Genomic DNA, 15,268 nt, shown 5'->3' on the forward strand with positions numbered 1-15,268 from the left:
CTCAGCGCAGCGTGCGGCGCCCTTTCTTCCCCCAGACGGCAAGCAGCGAGGCCAGCTTTTGGCGCTGCGTCAGGCGTTCGTCGGAAAGCGCTTCGAGGAAGTCGGACAGCGCCTTGGATTTGACAATGGCGAAGCCGGTGAGCAGCGCCGAGGGGATGGCGACGGCGGTGAAGAAGATGATCTTTTCGAGCAAGGACGAGGCGGCAGCGTCGATCAGGTTGATTCCCAGGAAACCGGTGGTGATCGTCGCGACCAGTCCGGCGGTGGTGACGACGGTCAGGCGGACGACGGTATTGGCTTGTCGGCGCAGGCTGTCGCTGTCGAGGTACTGGCTCATGTCCTGGATTTCTTCGCGCAGTTCGCGGTAGAGCTGCTCGCTGCCCAGATGGTCGCGCGTCATCGTGAAAATGGCGCGCGCCTGCGCCTGATCGGAGATCTCGGTAAACCAGTAGCGATGCGTGAAACGCAGAAAGATTTCGAGGATTTGGCGAATCGCCCGCTTGAAGCGCTTGACCGACTCGGCGTTGCCGATCTGCAGCCGGTTGAGTTCGCTGACCAGACGGTCGGAGAGCATCAGCAGCGCCGCCTTGTGGAAGTGCGGGATGAGCGCGAGCAGAAAGAACTGGTGGCGAAACTGGCCGAGCAGGCCGTTCTCGCTGCCGGTGAAGTAGGCGTCGCGCGCGCTGCCGACCATGACGAAGGCGTGCCCACAGGAGAGCAGCCGGGTACCCGGTTCGGCCGCTTGCGGGTGCCAGTAGCGATCGTGGCAGTACCGCGCTTCGAAGCCGGCGAGATGCTGGTCCGAATAGGGCAGCGAGCCTTTGCGGCCAGGCCCGGCAACGAATACCAGACGAGCGAAATCGCCCCGGCTGAGGCTCGCCGGGTCGTCGAGCGCCAGGTAGGCGAGCAGCGGCATGCGGTGGTATTCGATCTGCCGGTAACGGACCGCGCCCGCTTCGTCGGAGTGGTGAAAGACCAGAGGCCGGAGAAGGAATTCCCAGTGCGCGGCGATGCACGGAGCGCGGAAGCGGCTGACGAAGGCAAGGTATTTCTGCCGTTCCTCGTAGTCGGAAACGGCAAGCACACGCCCGTCGGCGGCGATCCATTCGCTGCGCCGCAGGCAATGGCCGCCGCTCCCATCGTCGTCCCAGTATGGCGGATAGGCGCGCCCGAAGCGATAGAGCGTGTCCTGCACGCGCGCCAAGTCGAGATCGTCGGCGGCGATTTCGAGCGCCAGGATGACGACGTCGATGTCGTAGAAGAAATAGAGGTCGAGATGGACGACGGTGAAATCGAGCGGCTGTTCGCTGTCCTTGAAGCTCATGCGCGCGAACGCGATGTCGTAGCGGCGAAAGACACGGATCGGCGACTCGCCAGCGCGCCGGTCGCCCGCCTCGCCGCCGCTTTCGCCATACAGGAAGCGCTGGACGTAGGGCAGGAAGGTGACGAATTCGCTGTAGTGGCGTTCCTGAAACGCCTGCGCGTCGCCGGAAAACTCGTCGAGCAATTCGCGCCAGGGATTGTCGGGGCCGCCTGCGAGCAGCAGCTCGTAGGGCTCGGTGAACGGTGCGTCGTCAGCGAGCGGCATCAGTTGCAGCGGCCAGAGCAGGATCTGGCGGAAGTGTCGCACGCGCTGCTCGGCCTCGGGCTGTGCGGGGGCGCTACTCAGTTCCATCGACTTCTCCTCCTGAGCGAGATGCCGCCGGACGGGTTCCCGGCGAACCGACTTCGCGCCGCGCATTGTATCGCCGGCAGCCCGGCACGCGGACCGACGGCGCGTCTGCGGCCCTGCCGGTATAATCCGCGCATGCCCGCCGCACCCCGCATTCATCTGCTGCCCGAGCTGCTGATCAGCCAGATCGCCGCCGGCGAGGTCGTCGAACGGCCGGCTTCAGTGCTCAAGGAACTGCTCGAGAACGCGCTCGATGCCGGCAGTTCGGCGATCCGCATCGAGCTCGAGGAAGGCGGCGTCAAGCTGATCCGGGTCAGTGACGACGGCTGCGGAATCGCGCGCGACGAGCTGGCGTTGGCGCTCACTCGACACGCAACGTCGAAAATTGCTTCGTTGGACGACCTCGAACGCGTCGCCACACTCGGTTTTCGCGGCGAGGCACTCGCCTCGGTAGCGGCCGTTGCGCACCTGACGCTGACCAGCCGGTCAAGCAGCGAGCGCGACGCCGGCGGGCACGCCTGGCGGCTCGCCGGCCAGCCCGGCGCGTCGCTCGAACCAGCGGCGCTGGCCGCCGGGACGGTCGTCGAAATGCGCGACCTGTATTACAACACGCCGGCACGGCGCAAGTTCCTCAAGTCGGACAACACCGAATTCGCGCACTGCGCGGAAATCGTCCGACGCACCGCGCTGGCGCATCCGGCGGTCGCTTTCACGCTGACGCACAACGGCCGGCAAAGTTTCCGGCTCACCGCCGGCGAGGCGCGCGAGCGTGTCGGCGCCATCCTCGGCGACGACTTTCTCGCCGAATCGCGTTCCGTCGATGTGGCCGGCGCCAGCCTGCGCGTCGCCGGCCACTGTGCGCTGCCCGCCTATTCGCGGGCCCGCGCCGACGCACAGTATTGCTACGTCAACGGCCGCTTCGTGCGCGACAAGCTGCTCGCGCACGCCGTGCGCGAAGCCTACCAGGACCTGCTGCACGGTAGCCGCTACCCAGCATACTGCCTGTTCATCGAAGTCGACCCGGCGACCGTCGACGTCAACGTCCACCCGCAGAAAACCGAGGTCCGCTTCCGCGATCCGCGCAGCGTCCACCAACTGGTCTATCACGCCGTACAGCGCGTCCTCGCCAGCCCCTTGGCCGACGGCGGCGGCGGTACGCGCGCGCTGGCCCCCCCCAGCGCCCCAGACGCTTCTTCGACCGCCACGTCGGACTCGTCGGCTGCTCGCGCAAACCCGGTCCTCGGCGCGTCAGCCGGCGTTTTCGGCACCCGCTTCGGCAGCGCTTTCGGTAGTCCGTTCAAGCCGCTGCCCGAGCGCGCCGCGAGTCTGCCATTTGCCGGGCGTTCTGCCGCCTCGAGTGGCCAGCGACCGACCTTCAGCACGCCGCCGGTCGCCGCCGAACCCCCGCTGGCGGCCGATTACGCGGCCTTCGCCCGCGCGCCGGCTGATGCGACGAACGGCGACGGCGCGCCGGAACTGGCGGCGACGCCGCTTCTCGGCTACGCGCTGGGCCAGTTGCACGGCGTCTATATCCTGGCTCAGAACAGCCAGGGTCTGGTCGTCGTCGACCTGCACGCGGCGCACGAGCGCATCCTCTACGAGAAGCTGAAGCAGGCGCTGGACGGGCAGAAGCTGGCGACCCAGGCACTGCTGATTCCAGCGGTGATTCACCTCGAACCACTTGATCTGGCGGCAGCCGACGAGAACGCCGAGACGCTACACGAGCTGGGTTTCGATCTGGCGGTGGTCGGACCACGCCAGCTTGCCGTCCGCAGTCTGCCCACGCTGCTCGTCGGCGCCGATCCCGCGCCGCTGGTGCGCACCTTGCTCAGCGAACTGCGCACGCACGGCGTGACGCAACTGATGACGACGCGGCGTAACGAGTTTCTCGCCGAACTGGCCTGCCACGGCGCCGTGCGTGCCCGGCGCCAGCTTGCACCGGCCGAGATGAACGCCCTGCTGCGCCAGATGGAAGCCACCGAGCGCGCCGGCCATTGCAATCACGGCCGCCCGACGTGGATGCAACTGACGCTGGCCGATCTCGACCGTCAATTTCTGCGCGGCCGATGAACGCCGGCGCGCCGCCCGCTCCTGCGCTGCCGCCGGCGATCCTGCTGATGGGGCCGACCGCCGCCGGAAAGACCGCGGTCGCGCTCGAGCTTGCCCGCCGATTCCCGGTCGAGCTGATCAGCGTCGATTCGGCGCAGGTCTTCCGTGACATGGTGATCGGCACGGCGAAGCCCGACGCGGCAACGCTGGCCGCTTTTCCACATCGCCTGATCGACCTGATCAGCCCGGAAGAAGCGTATTCAGCGGCGCGCTTCCGGCGCGATGCACTCGCCGCGATGAACGAAATCAGCCAGGCCGGGCGCGTACCGCTGCTCGTCGGCGGAACGATGCTGTACTTCAAGGCGCTGCTCGACGGCCTCGCCGAACTCCCGTCGGCCGACGCCGGGCTGCGCGCAGCGCTCGATCTGAAGGCCGCGGCGCACGGTTGGCCGGCGCTGCACGCCGAGCTTGCCGCGGTCGACCCGGCCACCGCCGCACGCCTGCCGACTACCGACGCGCAGCGCATTCAGCGCGCGCTCGAAGTCTTCGAGCTCACCGGACGCCCGCTATCTGCGCTGCTCGCTAGGCGCGAACGGCCACCGCCGACGCACCAGCTTCTCGCCGTCGGTCTGCTCCCGAGCGCGCGCAGCGACTTGCATCAACGCATCGCGGAGCGCTTCGACGGCATGCTGGCGGCGGGTCTGGAAAGCGAAGTCGAACGTCTGCGCAGCACTTATCGACTGCACGGCGAGCTGCCGGCGATGCGCTGCGTCGGCTACCGACAGGTCTGGGAGGTCATCGAGGGGAAAGCGCCACGCGAGGAACTGCGCGAGCGCGGGATCTACGCCACGCGCCAACTGGCCAAGCGCCAGATCACCTGGCTGGCCAATACGCTGCGGCCACAGGTCGTCGATTGCCTGGCGAGCGATCTGCCGGCGCGCGTCATGCGGCTGGTCGCACCGCTCTTCGCTTGAACCGCGGGCCGCAAGTGCACCGGCAAGCGTTCAGGGGCCGGCGGTAAGAGACGATGAGCGGCCGTTCTTTCTGGTAGAATCGGATGATCGATGCCGTTTCCAGCCGAACGACGGCAGGCGAAACCCGCTATCGAGACCACTGCGGTGCGCCGCGTTACGACTTCACCAGGACATGACCACTTCAACGCACTCCTCGTTCATCATCGTCGGTGTGACGACTTCCGGCAAGCGGTTCCGGCCCAGCGACTGGGCCGAGAGACTATGCGGTGTTCTCTCGGCTTTTGGCGCCGAAAAGAGAATGCGTTATTCGCCCTACGTCGGCCCGCGCAACCATAAGGGCGAGAAGGCGGTTTTCGTCGATGGGCGCTTGTACGAGATCGAACCGATGGCCTATCGCTTCGTTCTGCATTTCGCCCAGGACAACGACCTGCAGCTCATCCAGGATGCACCGGCGGCCGTCCCGGCCTAGAACGACAAGCCCGGCAAGCGCCTGGCAAGCCCCGCCAGGATGGGGTCTGCGCGCGCTCGCTGGCGCAGACTGACGGCGTCGCCTCGACTCGCCGCGCTGCCGCTCAGCGGATCCGCTCGACGCGCGCGCCAAGCTGTCTGAGCTTCTCCTCGATCTTTTCGTAGCCGCGATCCAGGTGGTAGATCCGGTCGATCACTGTCTCGCCTTGCGCGACCAGCCCGGCGATGACCAGGCTGGCCGAAGCGCGCAGGTCGGTGGCCATCACCGTTGCCCCATCGAGGCGCTCGACACCGGTCACCATCGCATTGTTGGCGTCGATCCTGATGTCCGCCCCGAGGCGGATGAGTTCGACGGCGTGCATGAAACGATTCTCGAAGATCGTCTCGCGAATGACTGCCGAGCCCTCGGCGACGCAGTTGATCGCCATGAACTGCGCCTGCATGTCGGTGGGAAACGCCGGATACGGCGAGGTGCGGACGCTGACCGCCTTCAGGCGGGCAGGGGCTTTCAGCCGAATGGCGTCGCGTTCGGTGACGATGTCGCAGCCGGCGTCGAGCAGCTTGTCGACCACGGCGTCGAGGTAGGCAGCCGAGGTTCTGGTCAGCCTGACCTCACCGCCGGTTGCTGCTGCGGCGCAGAGATACGTACCGGTTTCGATGCGATCGGCCATGATCGAGTGCCGTGCGCCATGCAGACGTTCGACGCCGCGAATCCGGATCTTGTCGGTGCCGGCACCGGAGATCTGCGCCCCCATCGAAATCAGACAATCGGCCAGGTCGACCACTTCCGGTTCGCGCGCCGCGTTTTCGATGATCGTCTCGCCTTCGGCCAGGACGGCAGCCATCATCAGGTTTTCCGTGCCGGTCACCGTCACCATGTCCGTGACGATGCAGGCGCCTTGCAGGCGGCCCTTGTCCGCTGCGCAGCAGGCATGGATGTAACCGTGCTCGACGTTGACCTCTGCCCCCATCGCCTGCAGGCCCTTGATATGCTGTTCCACCGGGCGCGCGCCGATGGCGCACCCGCCAGGCAGTGAAACGCGTGCTTCACCGTGCCGTGCGAGCAAGGGGCCAAGCACCAGGATCGACGCCCGCATCGTCTTGACCATGTCGTACGGAGCGAGCGGGTTGTGCAAGCCGCGACTGTTCAGCGACACCATGTCGGGCGCGTGGCAAACGACTTCGACGCCCATCTGTTCGAGTAGCCGCAGCATCGTCGACACGTCCCTGAGCTGCGGGAGATTGCTCAGATAGAGCGGTTCAGCCGCCAGGAGACTGGCGCAGAGGATGGGTAACGCGGCGTTCTTTGCGCCCGAAATGGCGACCTCACCGCGCAGCGCCGTACCGCCGCGAATCAGCAGCTTATCCATTCAAGGCGCTCCATTCCTCAGGCGTGCGCGTGGTCATCGACAGCGCGTGCAGTTCGCCACTGTCGAAATGCGAGCGCAGCACCTGGTTGACCTGCTGCTGCCGTTGCACGCGGCTCTTGCCGGCGAAAGCGGCACTGACGATCAGGGCGGCGAAGTGCTGGCCGTCACCGGTCACCTGCAGATGCTCGCAAGGCAGCGCTTCGGCGATGATGGCGTGGATCGTTTCGGGAAGCATCATGTTTCAGGACCTCAGTTTGTAACCACTTCTGAGCAACGCCAGCGTTGCCGCGGAGACCACCAGAAGACTGGTGAGAATGACTGCCAGACTGACTTCGGGCGGCACGTCGGAGACGCCGAAGAAGCCGTAGCGGAAGCCGTCAATCATGTAGAACACCGGATTGAAGTGCGAAACGTTCTGCCAGAAGGCGGGCAAGGAGTGAATCGAGTAGAAGACGCCCGAGAGCATCGTCAGCGGCATGATCAGGAAGTTCTGGAAAGCCGCCAGTTGATCGAACTTGTCGGCCCAAATCCCGGCGACCATTCCCAGCGCTCCCATGATGCCGCCACCGAGAACGACGAAGACGAGAATCCACAAGGGCGAGGCAAAATCGGGAACGGCAAACCATAGGGTCACCAGGAGAACGCCGACACCGACCAGCAAGCCGCGCAGGATGGCGGCGACGACGTAGGCAAGAAAGAATTCGCCATAGGAAATCGGCGGCAACAGGACGAAAACGACGCTGCCGGTGACCTTCGACTGGATCAAGCTCGATGAGGTGTTGGCAAAAGCGTTCTGCAGCGCCGACATCATGACCAGACCGGGAATCAGGAAAGCCGTGTAGGGCACGCCGTGAACTTCGACGTGCCGGTCGAGGACGTGCGAAAAAATCAGCAGGTAAAGCAAAGCGGTGAGCACGGGCGCGGCAACGGTCTGGAAACTGACTTTCCAGAAGCGCAGCACTTCCTTGTAAAGCAGCGTACGGAAACCGATCATCGTGCTGCGCGCGCCCCGCCGCTGTCGCAGCTGCTTTGCATCACGCCGAGAAAGACGTCTTCGAGATCGGCCTGGCTCAGACGCAGGTCGTCGATCAGGCAGCCAGATTGGCGCAGCGTCGCCAATACCGGCTCAATCTCGCCCAGGCGGCTGAGGTGGAAACTCCAGCTTCCCTCGCCGCCGGTCGCACGCGCGTGCAGTTCCGGCGGCAGCGGCACCGCACCTGCCAGGCGTACCGTCAACGTCTGTCCGGCAAAGCGGGCCAGCAGGTTGCTCGTCGTGTCGAGCGCGACGATGCGCCCCTGCTTGAGCATGGCAATTCGGCTGCACAGCGCCTCCGCTTCCTCGAGATAGTGCGTGGTCAGGATGACTGTGTGTCCGTCGCGATTGAGCCGGCGAATGAACTGCCACAGACCCTGGCGCAGCTCGACGTCCACGCCCGCCGTCGGCTCGTCGAGGACGATCACCGGCGGCTTGTGGACCAGCGCCTGGGCGACCAGGACGCGACGCTTCATGCCGCCCGAAAGGCGGCGCATGTTGACATCGGCCTTGCCGGTCAGGTCGAGGTTGGCGAGAATCTCGTCGATCCAGTCGTCGTTGCGTCGAATGCCGAAGTAACCCGACTGGATGCGCAAGGTTTCGCGCACCGAGAAAAAGGGGTCGAAGACCAGTTCCTGCGGCACGACGCCAAGCAGCCGGCGGGCGGCGCGGTAGTCGCTGACGACATCGTGGCCAAGCACGTCGAGGCGGCCGGCGTCGGGACGGACGAGACCGGCCAGACAGGAAATCAGCGTCGTCTTGCCGGCGCCATTCGGGCCCAGCAGACCGAAAAACTCACCCTCACCAATCTGCAGCGAGACGCCGGCCAACGCCTGCAGAGAAGAGAAGCGTTTCTCGACCCGATCAATCGATACGGCAACGTTCATGCCAGGTCAGTGGACGAAGCCGTCTGGCGCCATCAGGCGAGCGGCAGGAGTTCGGACACTCCGTAGAGCTCGGCCAGGCTGAGCATGCTCGCCGGCGGGTTGACCAGGCGCACGCCGACACCCTGTCGGGCTGCCGTACGCAACCAGGCAAAAACGACGCTCAGGGCTGACGAGTCGACCTCTTGCACCTGGCCGAGGTCGATCAGGACGAGTCCCGCCGGCGGCGCGGAGCGCAGGCTGTCACGCCCGGCCGCCAGCAGATCCGCTGCGTTGGCGATCAGCATCGGGGCACTGACGCACAGGGTACCGTTGTCGCGAGCAATCATTTCTTTCCGGATTCAAGCTGCTTGTTCCGGTTGACCAGCATCTGGATCAGGCCGTCGATTCCGCTGTTGCGCACTTCCTGACCAAAGGTATCACGGTAGTTGGTCACCAGGCTGACGCCGGCAACGATCACGTCGTAGACCTTCCACGCATTTCCCTGCTTTTCCAGAGCGTAGTCGAGTTGCACCGGTTTGCTGCCGGGCTGCAGGATTTCGGTTTTGATCAGAACATCGCTCTCGCCCGCCTGCAGCTTGCTCGGCTTGTAGGAAACGGTCTGGTTCTTGTACGAAGTCAGCGCGTTCGAGTAGGTCCGCACGAGCAGCGTCTTGAACTCATCGGCGAGGCGCTTCTTCTGTTCCGGCGTCGCCTTGCTCCAGTCGCGCCCGACGGCGAGCGCCGTCATGCGCTGGAAGTTGAAATACGGCAATACCTTGCTTTCAACCAGATCGATCGCCTTGCGCGTGTTGCCGCCCTGAATGTCCTTGTCCTGGCGAACGATGTTCAGTACGTCGTCGGTCACCTGGCGGACCAGCGCATCAGGCGCCACCTCCTGCGCCAGGGCGACAGACAGGCTGAGAAAAAGGGCAACAAGGAGCGAGCAGAACGATTTCATGAGATGGTTCCCAACCAGAAAGGCTAGTGGCTTAACGCAGCATCGCCGTGACGGACGACGGCGACGATCACTCCTCCGGGCGCAACCGCGGCGGGTTGCCGTCGTAAATCTCGCTGCGCCGATGCTGCAGATAGGCGTCCCTGATGTAGCTGTACTTGTCGAAGGCCGCCTCCTCGACCACCTTGTCGGTCGGCAGCAAGCTCGCCCGCATGTCGATGATGCGCGTTCCCAGCAGGCTGTTGCGCAAGGGAACGCGGTCGATGCGCGCTACCGGATCGTAGAGGATGTCAACACCCCAGCCGAGCGTATCACGCGTCGTGCGCGGACCGATGATCGGCCAGTAGAAAAAGGGACCGTCCGGCACTCCCCAGCGCCCCAGCGTCTGGCCAAACTCCTCGCTGTGTTTGGCCAGCCCCATTTCGCTGGCGACATCGAAAGCACCGCCGATGCCGACCGTCGAGTTGATCAGCACGCGCCCGACATCGGAAACCGCCTGCTCAGGCTTGCCCTGCAACAGGTTGTTGACCGCCGTCCAGCCGTCCCAGATGTTGCCGAAGAAGTTGCCGATGATCACTTTGACCGGCAAGGGAGCGGCCGCATCGTAGCCTTGCGCGACCGGCTTGACGACGACATCGATCCCCTCATTGACGGCAAACATCGCCCGATTGAACGATTCGAAGGGATCCTTCGGGTTGTTCGCGGTGGTTGCGCAACCGCCGCAAGACAAAGCGAGCGCCATTGCGACAGCGGCGAGTGGAGTTGACTGGCCTTGTTTCACTGGATTCCCTCCCTGCTTCAGTTGCCGCTGGGCCCTTCGGACGCCTTGTTGAACATGAACTGGCTGATCAGTTTTTCAAGCACCACGGCCGATTGCGTCTTGGCGATGGCGTCACCCGCAGCGAGCATCTTCTCGTCGCCACCGGGATCGAGACCAATGTACTGCTCGCCCAACAGTCCGGCGGTAAGAATCAAGGCAAATGTATCCTTGGGAAAACGATAGCGGCCATCGATGTACAGGGTCACCACGGCTTCATAGCTCTGCGCGTCGAAGCGGATGTCGGTGACGCGCCCGACGACGACGCCGGCACTCTTCACCGGAGCGCGCACCTTGAGACCACCGATGTTAGCAAACTTGGCGGTAAGCGCATACGTTTCGGCGAAATTTGCCCCCGACAGATTGCCCACCTTGAGCGCCAGCACGAGCAGGGCAGCCATTCCCAAGGCGACGAAAAAACCGACCCAGAGGTCGAGTACCTTGCGACTCATCAAGCCTCCCGGAACATGAATGAGGTCAATACGAAGTCCAGCGCCAGAATGGCGAGCGCCGACTTGACAACAGTGCTCTTGATCGACCCCGAAACGCCCTCGGCCGTCGGCACGGCATCGTAGCCCTCAAAGACGGCGATCAGCGACACGGCAATACCGAAGACGAAGCTCTTGACGATGCCACTCCAAACATCGAAGCGAAAGTCGACCGAGGCCTGCATCTGCGACCAGAAAGCGCCCTCGTCGACGCCGATGAAGACGACGCCGATCAGATAGCCACCGAAAACACCGGTGCTCGAGAAGATCGCGGCGAGCAGCGGCATCGACAGCACGCCGCCCCAGAAGCGTGGGGCAACGACGCGGGCGATCGGGTTGACCGCCATCATGTCCATCGCCGTAAGCTGCTCGGTTGCCTTCATCAGTCCGATCTCGGCGGTGATCGAAGACCCGGCGCGCGAGGCGAAGAGCAGCGCAGCGACCACTGGACCGAGCTCGCGGACGAGCGACAAGGCGACGAGAACGCCGAGCGCTTCGGCCGAGCCATAGCGCTGCAGCGTCTCGTAGCCCTGCATGCCGAGCACCATGCCGATGAACAGACCGGAGACCATGATGATCAGGAGCGACTGGAAGCCGGAGAAATAGATCTCGCGCAGGGTCAGGTGCAAACGCCGGAACGACTGCCCTGAGCAGAACAGCAGCATGACGAAGAAGCGGCTGGCGAAACCCAGTCGCTGCAGCGCGTTATTGACCGGTCGTCCAATGCTGCCGACGATCACCGGCAAGGACCACGGCTGGCGCGGCTGGTTCATGCGCGACCGTCCGCCAGCAGTTCAGCGGCCAGCGGAGCGGCCGGATAGTGGAAGGGAACCGGCCCATCCGCTTCGGCGCAGACGAACTGGTGCACGAAAGGATGGCGCGAGGCTCTGATCTCGTCGGGCGTGCCGAGCGCGACGACCTTGCCGTCCGACATGAAGTAGATGAAATCGACGATCAGCAGCGATTCCTGAATATCATGGGTGACCATGATCGTCGTCGCGCCGAGCGCGTCGTTCAGCTTGCGGATCAGTTGGCCGATGACGCCGAGCGAAATCGGGTCGAGGCCGGCGAAGGGTTCGTCGTACATGATCAGCATCGGATCGAGCGAAATGGCGCGCGCCAGCGCGACGCGACGCGCCATGCCGCCCGACAGTTCGGCCGGCATCAAGCCATGCGCCCCGCGCAGGCCGACCGCGTTGAGCTTCAACAGAACCATGTCGCGAATCAGCTCTTCCGGCAGGGTGGTATGTTCGCGCATCTGATAGGCGACGTTGTCGAAAACCGAAATGTCGGTGAACAGGGCGCCAAACTGGAAGAGCATGCCCATTCGCCGCCGCAAGGCATAGAGATCGGCACTGCTCAGCGCGGGAACGGACAGGCCGTCGACCCGGATTTCGCCGCGGCTGGGTCTGAGCTGGCCGCCGATCAGTCTGAGCAACGTGGTCTTGCCACAGCCGGAGCCGCCCATGATGGCGACCACCTTGCCACGCGGAATCGTCAGGCTTATTCCGTTCAGAATGACCCGGTCGTCGTAGGCAAAATCAAGACTCTCGATCTCGACAAGGTTGTCGGCAGGCACTGCGCATTCCGGAAAAAAAGGACCGTGCATTATACCTGACCGCCATCATCGTCGACGTGATTTACTTGGCGCTAATATAATTGTGGAATAATGCACATTTGTTGTTTTTTCCTGTGCGGACAGGCATTACATGCGCTCATTGCCGAATCACTCAAGCCTGGACAAGCCCCTCCTGCTGCTGGTCGACGACGATCCGCTGATTTGCGACGGCTTGAGCCTGGCGCTGAGCGGGCGCTTCGAGGTGGTCACCAGCCATGCGCGCGCGTCCTGTCTGCAGCTTCTGCGGCAATTGCGCCGGGCGCCTGATCTCGCCCTGATCGACCTTGGCCTGCCGCCCCTGCCGCATCGCCCCGATGAAGGCTTTGCGCTGATCGCGGAACTGCTCAGGCTGTCGCCAGGAATGCGCATCGTCGTCCTTTCCGGACAAAGCGACGAGGGCAACGCGCGCCACGCACGCACGCTGGGCGCCGCGGAGTTCGTCGGCAAGCCATGCCACCCGGCAGAACTTCAACAGGTGCTCGAACGCGCGCTGGCCTTTCAGTCGTTGGCTGGCGCGGGCGACGCGGTGTCGCCGCTGATCGGCAACAGCCCGGCCATTCAGAAGCTATGGGTCCAGTTGCGCCAGTACGCCGAGCTGCCTTTCCCGGTCCTGATTGAAGGCGAATCGGGCAGCGGCAAGGAAATCATCGCTGCGCGCTGCCTGCATCACGACACGCGGCGGCGGCATCGGCCCTTCCTGGCGCTCAATTGCGCCGCAATCTCGCCCAACCTCGTCGAGGCAACGCTGTTCGGCTACGCGCGCGGCGCGTTTACCGGCGCCGTTACGAGCAAGCCGGGCTATTTCGAAGACGCTGGCGAGGGCACGCTCTTTCTCGACGAGATCGGCGAGCTGCCGCTCGAGGTCCAGGCAAAGCTGCTGCGCGTACTGGAAAACGGCGACTACCAGCGTCTTGGCGAAACCCAGCGACGCGTCAGCCAGGCGCGCATCATCGCCGCGACCAACCGTGATCTGCGCAAGGAAGTCAAGTCGGGCAGCTTTCGTGCGGACCTCTACCATCGCCTGTCGGTCTGTTCGATCAGCGCGCCGCCGTTGCGCGAAATGGGCGATGACAAGATCGTCCTGCTCGACCACTTTCGCCGGGTCTATGCCGAGCAGGCGCAACAGGAAGCATTCACGCTCAGCGAACAAGCCACCACCCGCTGGCTGGACTACGATTTCCCGGGCAATGTTCGCGAGCTGCGCAACATCGTCATCCGCCTGACGAGCAAGTACGCCGGGCAGGTGGTTGATCTGGCCCGCCTGGAGAGCGAACTCGATCTGCCCGATGAACCGCTGGCGAGCGGTTTGCCGCCGAGCTCGGCGAGCGGCGAAACAGCCAGCGAGGCGATCGTCGCCGCCGCCACCCAGCGCCTGCGCCAGCGCGAACCGTTCAGCCTCGATCGTTTGCTCGCCGCGACCGAGCGCGGCTACATCGAAGCCGCCCTCAAGCTGGCGCACGGCAACGTCAGCCAGGCTGCCCGACTGCTCGGGCTGCACCGGACGACGCTCTACAACCGGATGGAATCCTCGGCGCGGGAGGGCTGATGTATCTCGAGCATTTTGGCCTGCGCGAGCCTCCGTTTCGTATCACACCGCACACCGAGTTCTTCTTCCCGGGCGCCAACCGTGGCGCGACACTCGACGCACTGCTCTATGCGATCACCCACGACGAAGGTATCGTCAAGGTCAGCGGCGAGGTCGGCAGCGGCAAGACGATGCTCTGCCGAATGCTCCTTGAAAGGCTGCCGGCGAACGTCGAAACGGTCTACCTGGCCAACCCGATGCTGTCGCGCGACGAGATTCCGTTGGCAATTGCCGCCGAACTTGGTCTGCCACTCGAGCGCGGCCAGCGCTTGCTTGGCGCCTTGCAGGATCGCCTGCTGGAAATCTACGCCGACGGACGGCAGGTCGTCGTTCTGATCGACGAGGCGCAGGCCATGCCGGCGGAAGCCCTCGAAGAAATCCGCCTGCTGTCGAATCTCGAATCGAAACAGCACAAGTTGCTGCAGATCGTCCTTTTTGGCCAGCCCGAACTCGATCAGCGCCTGAGCGCGACGGACATGCGCCAACTGAACGAACGCATCACGCACCGTTTCCACCTCGCCGCGCTTTCCCGCAACGATGTCGGCGTTTACCTTGACTTTCGCTTGCGCGCCGCAGGCTACCACGGTCCCGATCCGTTCACGCCCGCCGCGGTTCGCCTGATCAGCCGGGCTTCCGAGGGATTGACACGAAGAATCAACATCCTGGCCGACAAGGCACTGCTCGCGGCGTATGCCGAGGGCAGGCACGAGATAGGCCGACGAGAGGCCAATGCGGCGATCCGGGACGCCGAGTTCCGACCGCTCGGCCGGCGCTACGACGCCCGCCGACTTTGGGCGGCCGGCATAGCGGCCGCTGCCGTCATCGGGCTGGGCGCACTGCTCGCCGGGCAGACCGACCTCCGTCACCAGGCCTTGGCCCGCCTGGGGGCGCTACCGACGAACCGCATGCCGTCCGCTCCGGCCGACGACATCGAAGCGTCCGCCACCCATGCGCCGACACTATCGCTCGCCGAGCGCATAGCGGCGACCGAAGAATGGCTGCAAAAGACGCCGGATAGCCACTCGTTCATCCAGTTGTTACTCACCGACGCGGACAACGAGCGCGAAGTGGACAGCTTCATCGAGCGTCAGGCCGGCATTCTGGATGCGCGCCAGATCCGGGTCTATCGCGCGAGCAGCGGCGGGCGCAGCCGCCTGGGCGTAATCTATGGCGATTTCCCGACCAGGAGCGCCGCCAATGCTGTTCTTGCGGCGCTTGCCGAGAACCTGCCGAGTGGCAAGCCCTATGTCCGCTCGGTCGGCAAGCTGCGCCAGCCGCCCCGCGAAGACTCCCGAAAATGAGTTTCAAGGCGCTAAAAATCATGAACTTGTGCGTGCGCCTGAGCGTGGTATCATCATCCCGTCTTCTAGCCG

General features: G+C 64.4%; 16 protein-coding genes. 5 read left to right on the forward strand and 11 right to left on the reverse strand.

Annotated elements, in window-relative coordinates; translation table 11 throughout:
• Position 1: 1 nt before the first annotated feature.
• Positions 2–1,675, reverse strand: coding sequence for a hypothetical protein (locus tag Q1L59_RS09810; RefSeq protein ID WP_300331546.1), 1,674 nt, complete (start codon positions 1,673–1,675; stop codon positions 2–4).
• A 132-nt stretch (positions 1,676–1,807) separates the two neighbouring features.
• Between Q1L59_RS09810 and mutL the strand changes: the two genes are divergently transcribed.
• The 3 genes from mutL to Q1L59_RS09825 all read left to right on the forward strand — a co-directional run bounded on the left by mutL (position 1,808) and on the right by Q1L59_RS09825 (position 5,164).
• On the forward strand, positions 1,808–3,742 hold the full coding sequence (gene mutL / locus Q1L59_RS09815) for a DNA mismatch repair endonuclease MutL (protein ID WP_300331549.1): 1,935 nt from the start codon (positions 1,808–1,810) through the stop codon (positions 3,740–3,742).
• Positions 3,739–4,695, forward strand: a complete 957-nt coding sequence (gene miaA, locus Q1L59_RS09820; protein WP_300331552.1) for a tRNA (adenosine(37)-N6)-dimethylallyltransferase MiaA — start codon at positions 3,739–3,741, stop codon at positions 4,693–4,695. Before mutL ends, miaA begins: the two co-directional genes overlap by 4 nt.
• A 172-nt stretch (positions 4,696–4,867) precedes the next feature.
• Positions 4,868–5,164, forward strand: coding sequence for a DUF3579 domain-containing protein (locus Q1L59_RS09825; RefSeq protein ID WP_300331555.1), 297 nt, complete (start codon positions 4,868–4,870; stop codon positions 5,162–5,164).
• Positions 5,165–5,267: 103 nt separating this feature from the next.
• Here the strand turns inward: Q1L59_RS09825 and murA are convergent, their stop codons facing one another.
• The 10 genes from murA to Q1L59_RS09875 form a co-directional block, all read right to left on the reverse strand.
• The gene (gene murA, locus Q1L59_RS09830) at positions 5,268–6,533 is read right to left on the reverse strand and encodes a UDP-N-acetylglucosamine 1-carboxyvinyltransferase (RefSeq protein WP_300331558.1); all 1,266 of its coding nucleotides are present in this window, start codon (positions 6,531–6,533) and stop codon (positions 5,268–5,270) included.
• A complete protein-coding gene (locus tag Q1L59_RS09835) occupies positions 6,526–6,771 on the reverse strand; it encodes a BolA/IbaG family iron-sulfur metabolism protein (protein WP_300331561.1) in 246 nt (81 codons plus the stop codon). The genes murA and Q1L59_RS09835 overlap by 8 nt, the downstream gene beginning before the upstream one ends.
• Positions 6,772–6,774: 3 nt before the next feature.
• Positions 6,775–7,527: an ABC transporter permease gene (locus Q1L59_RS09840; RefSeq protein ID WP_300331563.1), complete on the reverse strand. Its 753-nt coding sequence runs from the start codon at positions 7,525–7,527 to the stop codon at positions 6,775–6,777.
• Entirely contained in the window at positions 7,524–8,453 is a 930-nt protein-coding gene (locus Q1L59_RS09845; RefSeq protein ID WP_300331566.1) for an ABC transporter ATP-binding protein, read from the reverse strand. Before Q1L59_RS09845 ends, Q1L59_RS09840 begins: the two co-directional genes overlap by 4 nt.
• A 32-nt stretch (positions 8,454–8,485) precedes the next feature.
• On the reverse strand, positions 8,486–8,779 hold the full coding sequence (locus tag Q1L59_RS09850) for an STAS domain-containing protein (protein ID WP_300331569.1): 294 nt from the start codon (positions 8,777–8,779) through the stop codon (positions 8,486–8,488).
• Positions 8,776–9,390, reverse strand: a complete 615-nt coding sequence (locus Q1L59_RS09855; protein WP_300331572.1) for a phospholipid-binding protein MlaC — start codon at positions 9,388–9,390, stop codon at positions 8,776–8,778. The genes Q1L59_RS09850 and Q1L59_RS09855 overlap by 4 nt, the downstream gene beginning before the upstream one ends.
• Positions 9,391–9,457: 67 nt before the next feature.
• Complete coding sequence (locus Q1L59_RS09860) at positions 9,458–10,168, reverse strand: VacJ family lipoprotein (protein ID WP_300331575.1); 711 nt, start codon at positions 10,166–10,168, stop codon at positions 9,458–9,460.
• Positions 10,169–10,185: 17 nt separating this feature from the next.
• Complete coding sequence (gene mlaD, locus Q1L59_RS09865) at positions 10,186–10,656, reverse strand: outer membrane lipid asymmetry maintenance protein MlaD (RefSeq protein ID WP_300331577.1); 471 nt, start codon at positions 10,654–10,656, stop codon at positions 10,186–10,188.
• Entirely contained in the window at positions 10,656–11,438 is a 783-nt protein-coding gene (gene mlaE, locus Q1L59_RS09870) for a lipid asymmetry maintenance ABC transporter permease subunit MlaE (RefSeq protein ID WP_300331716.1), read from the reverse strand. Before mlaE ends, mlaD begins: the two co-directional genes overlap by 1 nt.
• A 23-nt stretch (positions 11,439–11,461) precedes the next feature.
• Positions 11,462–12,301, reverse strand: coding sequence for an ABC transporter ATP-binding protein (locus Q1L59_RS09875; RefSeq protein ID WP_300331580.1), 840 nt, complete (start codon positions 12,299–12,301; stop codon positions 11,462–11,464).
• A 100-nt stretch (positions 12,302–12,401) separates the two neighbouring features.
• Between Q1L59_RS09875 and Q1L59_RS09880 the strand changes: the two genes are divergently transcribed.
• Both Q1L59_RS09880 and Q1L59_RS09885 read left to right on the forward strand, forming a co-directional pair.
• A complete protein-coding gene (locus tag Q1L59_RS09880) occupies positions 12,402–13,856 on the forward strand; it encodes a sigma-54 dependent transcriptional regulator (RefSeq protein ID WP_300331582.1) in 1,455 nt (484 codons plus the stop codon).
• The gene (locus tag Q1L59_RS09885) at positions 13,856–15,196 is read left to right on the forward strand and encodes an AAA family ATPase (RefSeq protein WP_300331585.1); all 1,341 of its coding nucleotides are present in this window, start codon (positions 13,856–13,858) and stop codon (positions 15,194–15,196) included. Before Q1L59_RS09880 ends, Q1L59_RS09885 begins: the two co-directional genes overlap by 1 nt.
• The last annotated feature ends 72 nt before the right edge of the window (positions 15,197–15,268 follow it).

This window comes from Accumulibacter sp. (assembly GCF_029255125.1).
Taxonomy (GTDB): Bacteria; Pseudomonadota; Gammaproteobacteria; order Burkholderiales; family Rhodocyclaceae; genus Accumulibacter.

Bases quoted from the DNA above. Each gene is read 5' to 3' on its own strand.
- Q1L59_RS09835 (WP_300331561.1), bottom strand. From the start codon at position 6,771: ATGATGCTTCCCGAAACGATCCACGCCATCATCGCCGAAGCGCTGCCT.
- Q1L59_RS09845 (WP_300331566.1), bottom strand. From the start codon at position 8,453: ATGAACGTTGCCGTATCGATTGATCGGGTCGAGAAACGCTTCTCTTCT.
- murA (WP_300331558.1), bottom strand. From the start codon at position 6,533: ATGGATAAGCTGCTGATTCGCGGCGGTACGGCGCTGCGCGGTGAGGTC.
- Q1L59_RS09880 (WP_300331582.1), top strand. From the start codon at position 12,402: ATGCGCTCATTGCCGAATCACTCAAGCCTGGACAAGCCCCTCCTGCTG.
- miaA (WP_300331552.1), top strand. From the start codon at position 3,739: ATGAACGCCGGCGCGCCGCCCGCTCCTGCGCTGCCGCCGGCGATCCTG.
- mutL (WP_300331549.1), top strand. From the start codon at position 1,808: ATGCCCGCCGCACCCCGCATTCATCTGCTGCCCGAGCTGCTGATCAGC.
- Q1L59_RS09825 (WP_300331555.1), top strand. From the start codon at position 4,868: ATGACCACTTCAACGCACTCCTCGTTCATCATCGTCGGTGTGACGACT.
- Q1L59_RS09810 (WP_300331546.1), bottom strand. From the start codon at position 1,675: ATGGAACTGAGTAGCGCCCCCGCACAGCCCGAGGCCGAGCAGCGCGTG.
- Q1L59_RS09840 (WP_300331563.1), bottom strand. From the start codon at position 7,527: ATGATCGGTTTCCGTACGCTGCTTTACAAGGAAGTGCTGCGCTTCTGG.
- Q1L59_RS09855 (WP_300331572.1), bottom strand. From the start codon at position 9,390: ATGAAATCGTTCTGCTCGCTCCTTGTTGCCCTTTTTCTCAGCCTGTCT.
- Q1L59_RS09850 (WP_300331569.1), bottom strand. From the start codon at position 8,779: ATGATTGCTCGCGACAACGGTACCCTGTGCGTCAGTGCCCCGATGCTG.
- mlaD (WP_300331577.1), bottom strand. From the start codon at position 10,656: ATGAGTCGCAAGGTACTCGACCTCTGGGTCGGTTTTTTCGTCGCCTTG.
- Q1L59_RS09875 (WP_300331580.1), bottom strand. From the start codon at position 12,301: ATGCACGGTCCTTTTTTTCCGGAATGCGCAGTGCCTGCCGACAACCTT.
- Q1L59_RS09885 (WP_300331585.1), top strand. From the start codon at position 13,856: ATGTATCTCGAGCATTTTGGCCTGCGCGAGCCTCCGTTTCGTATCACA.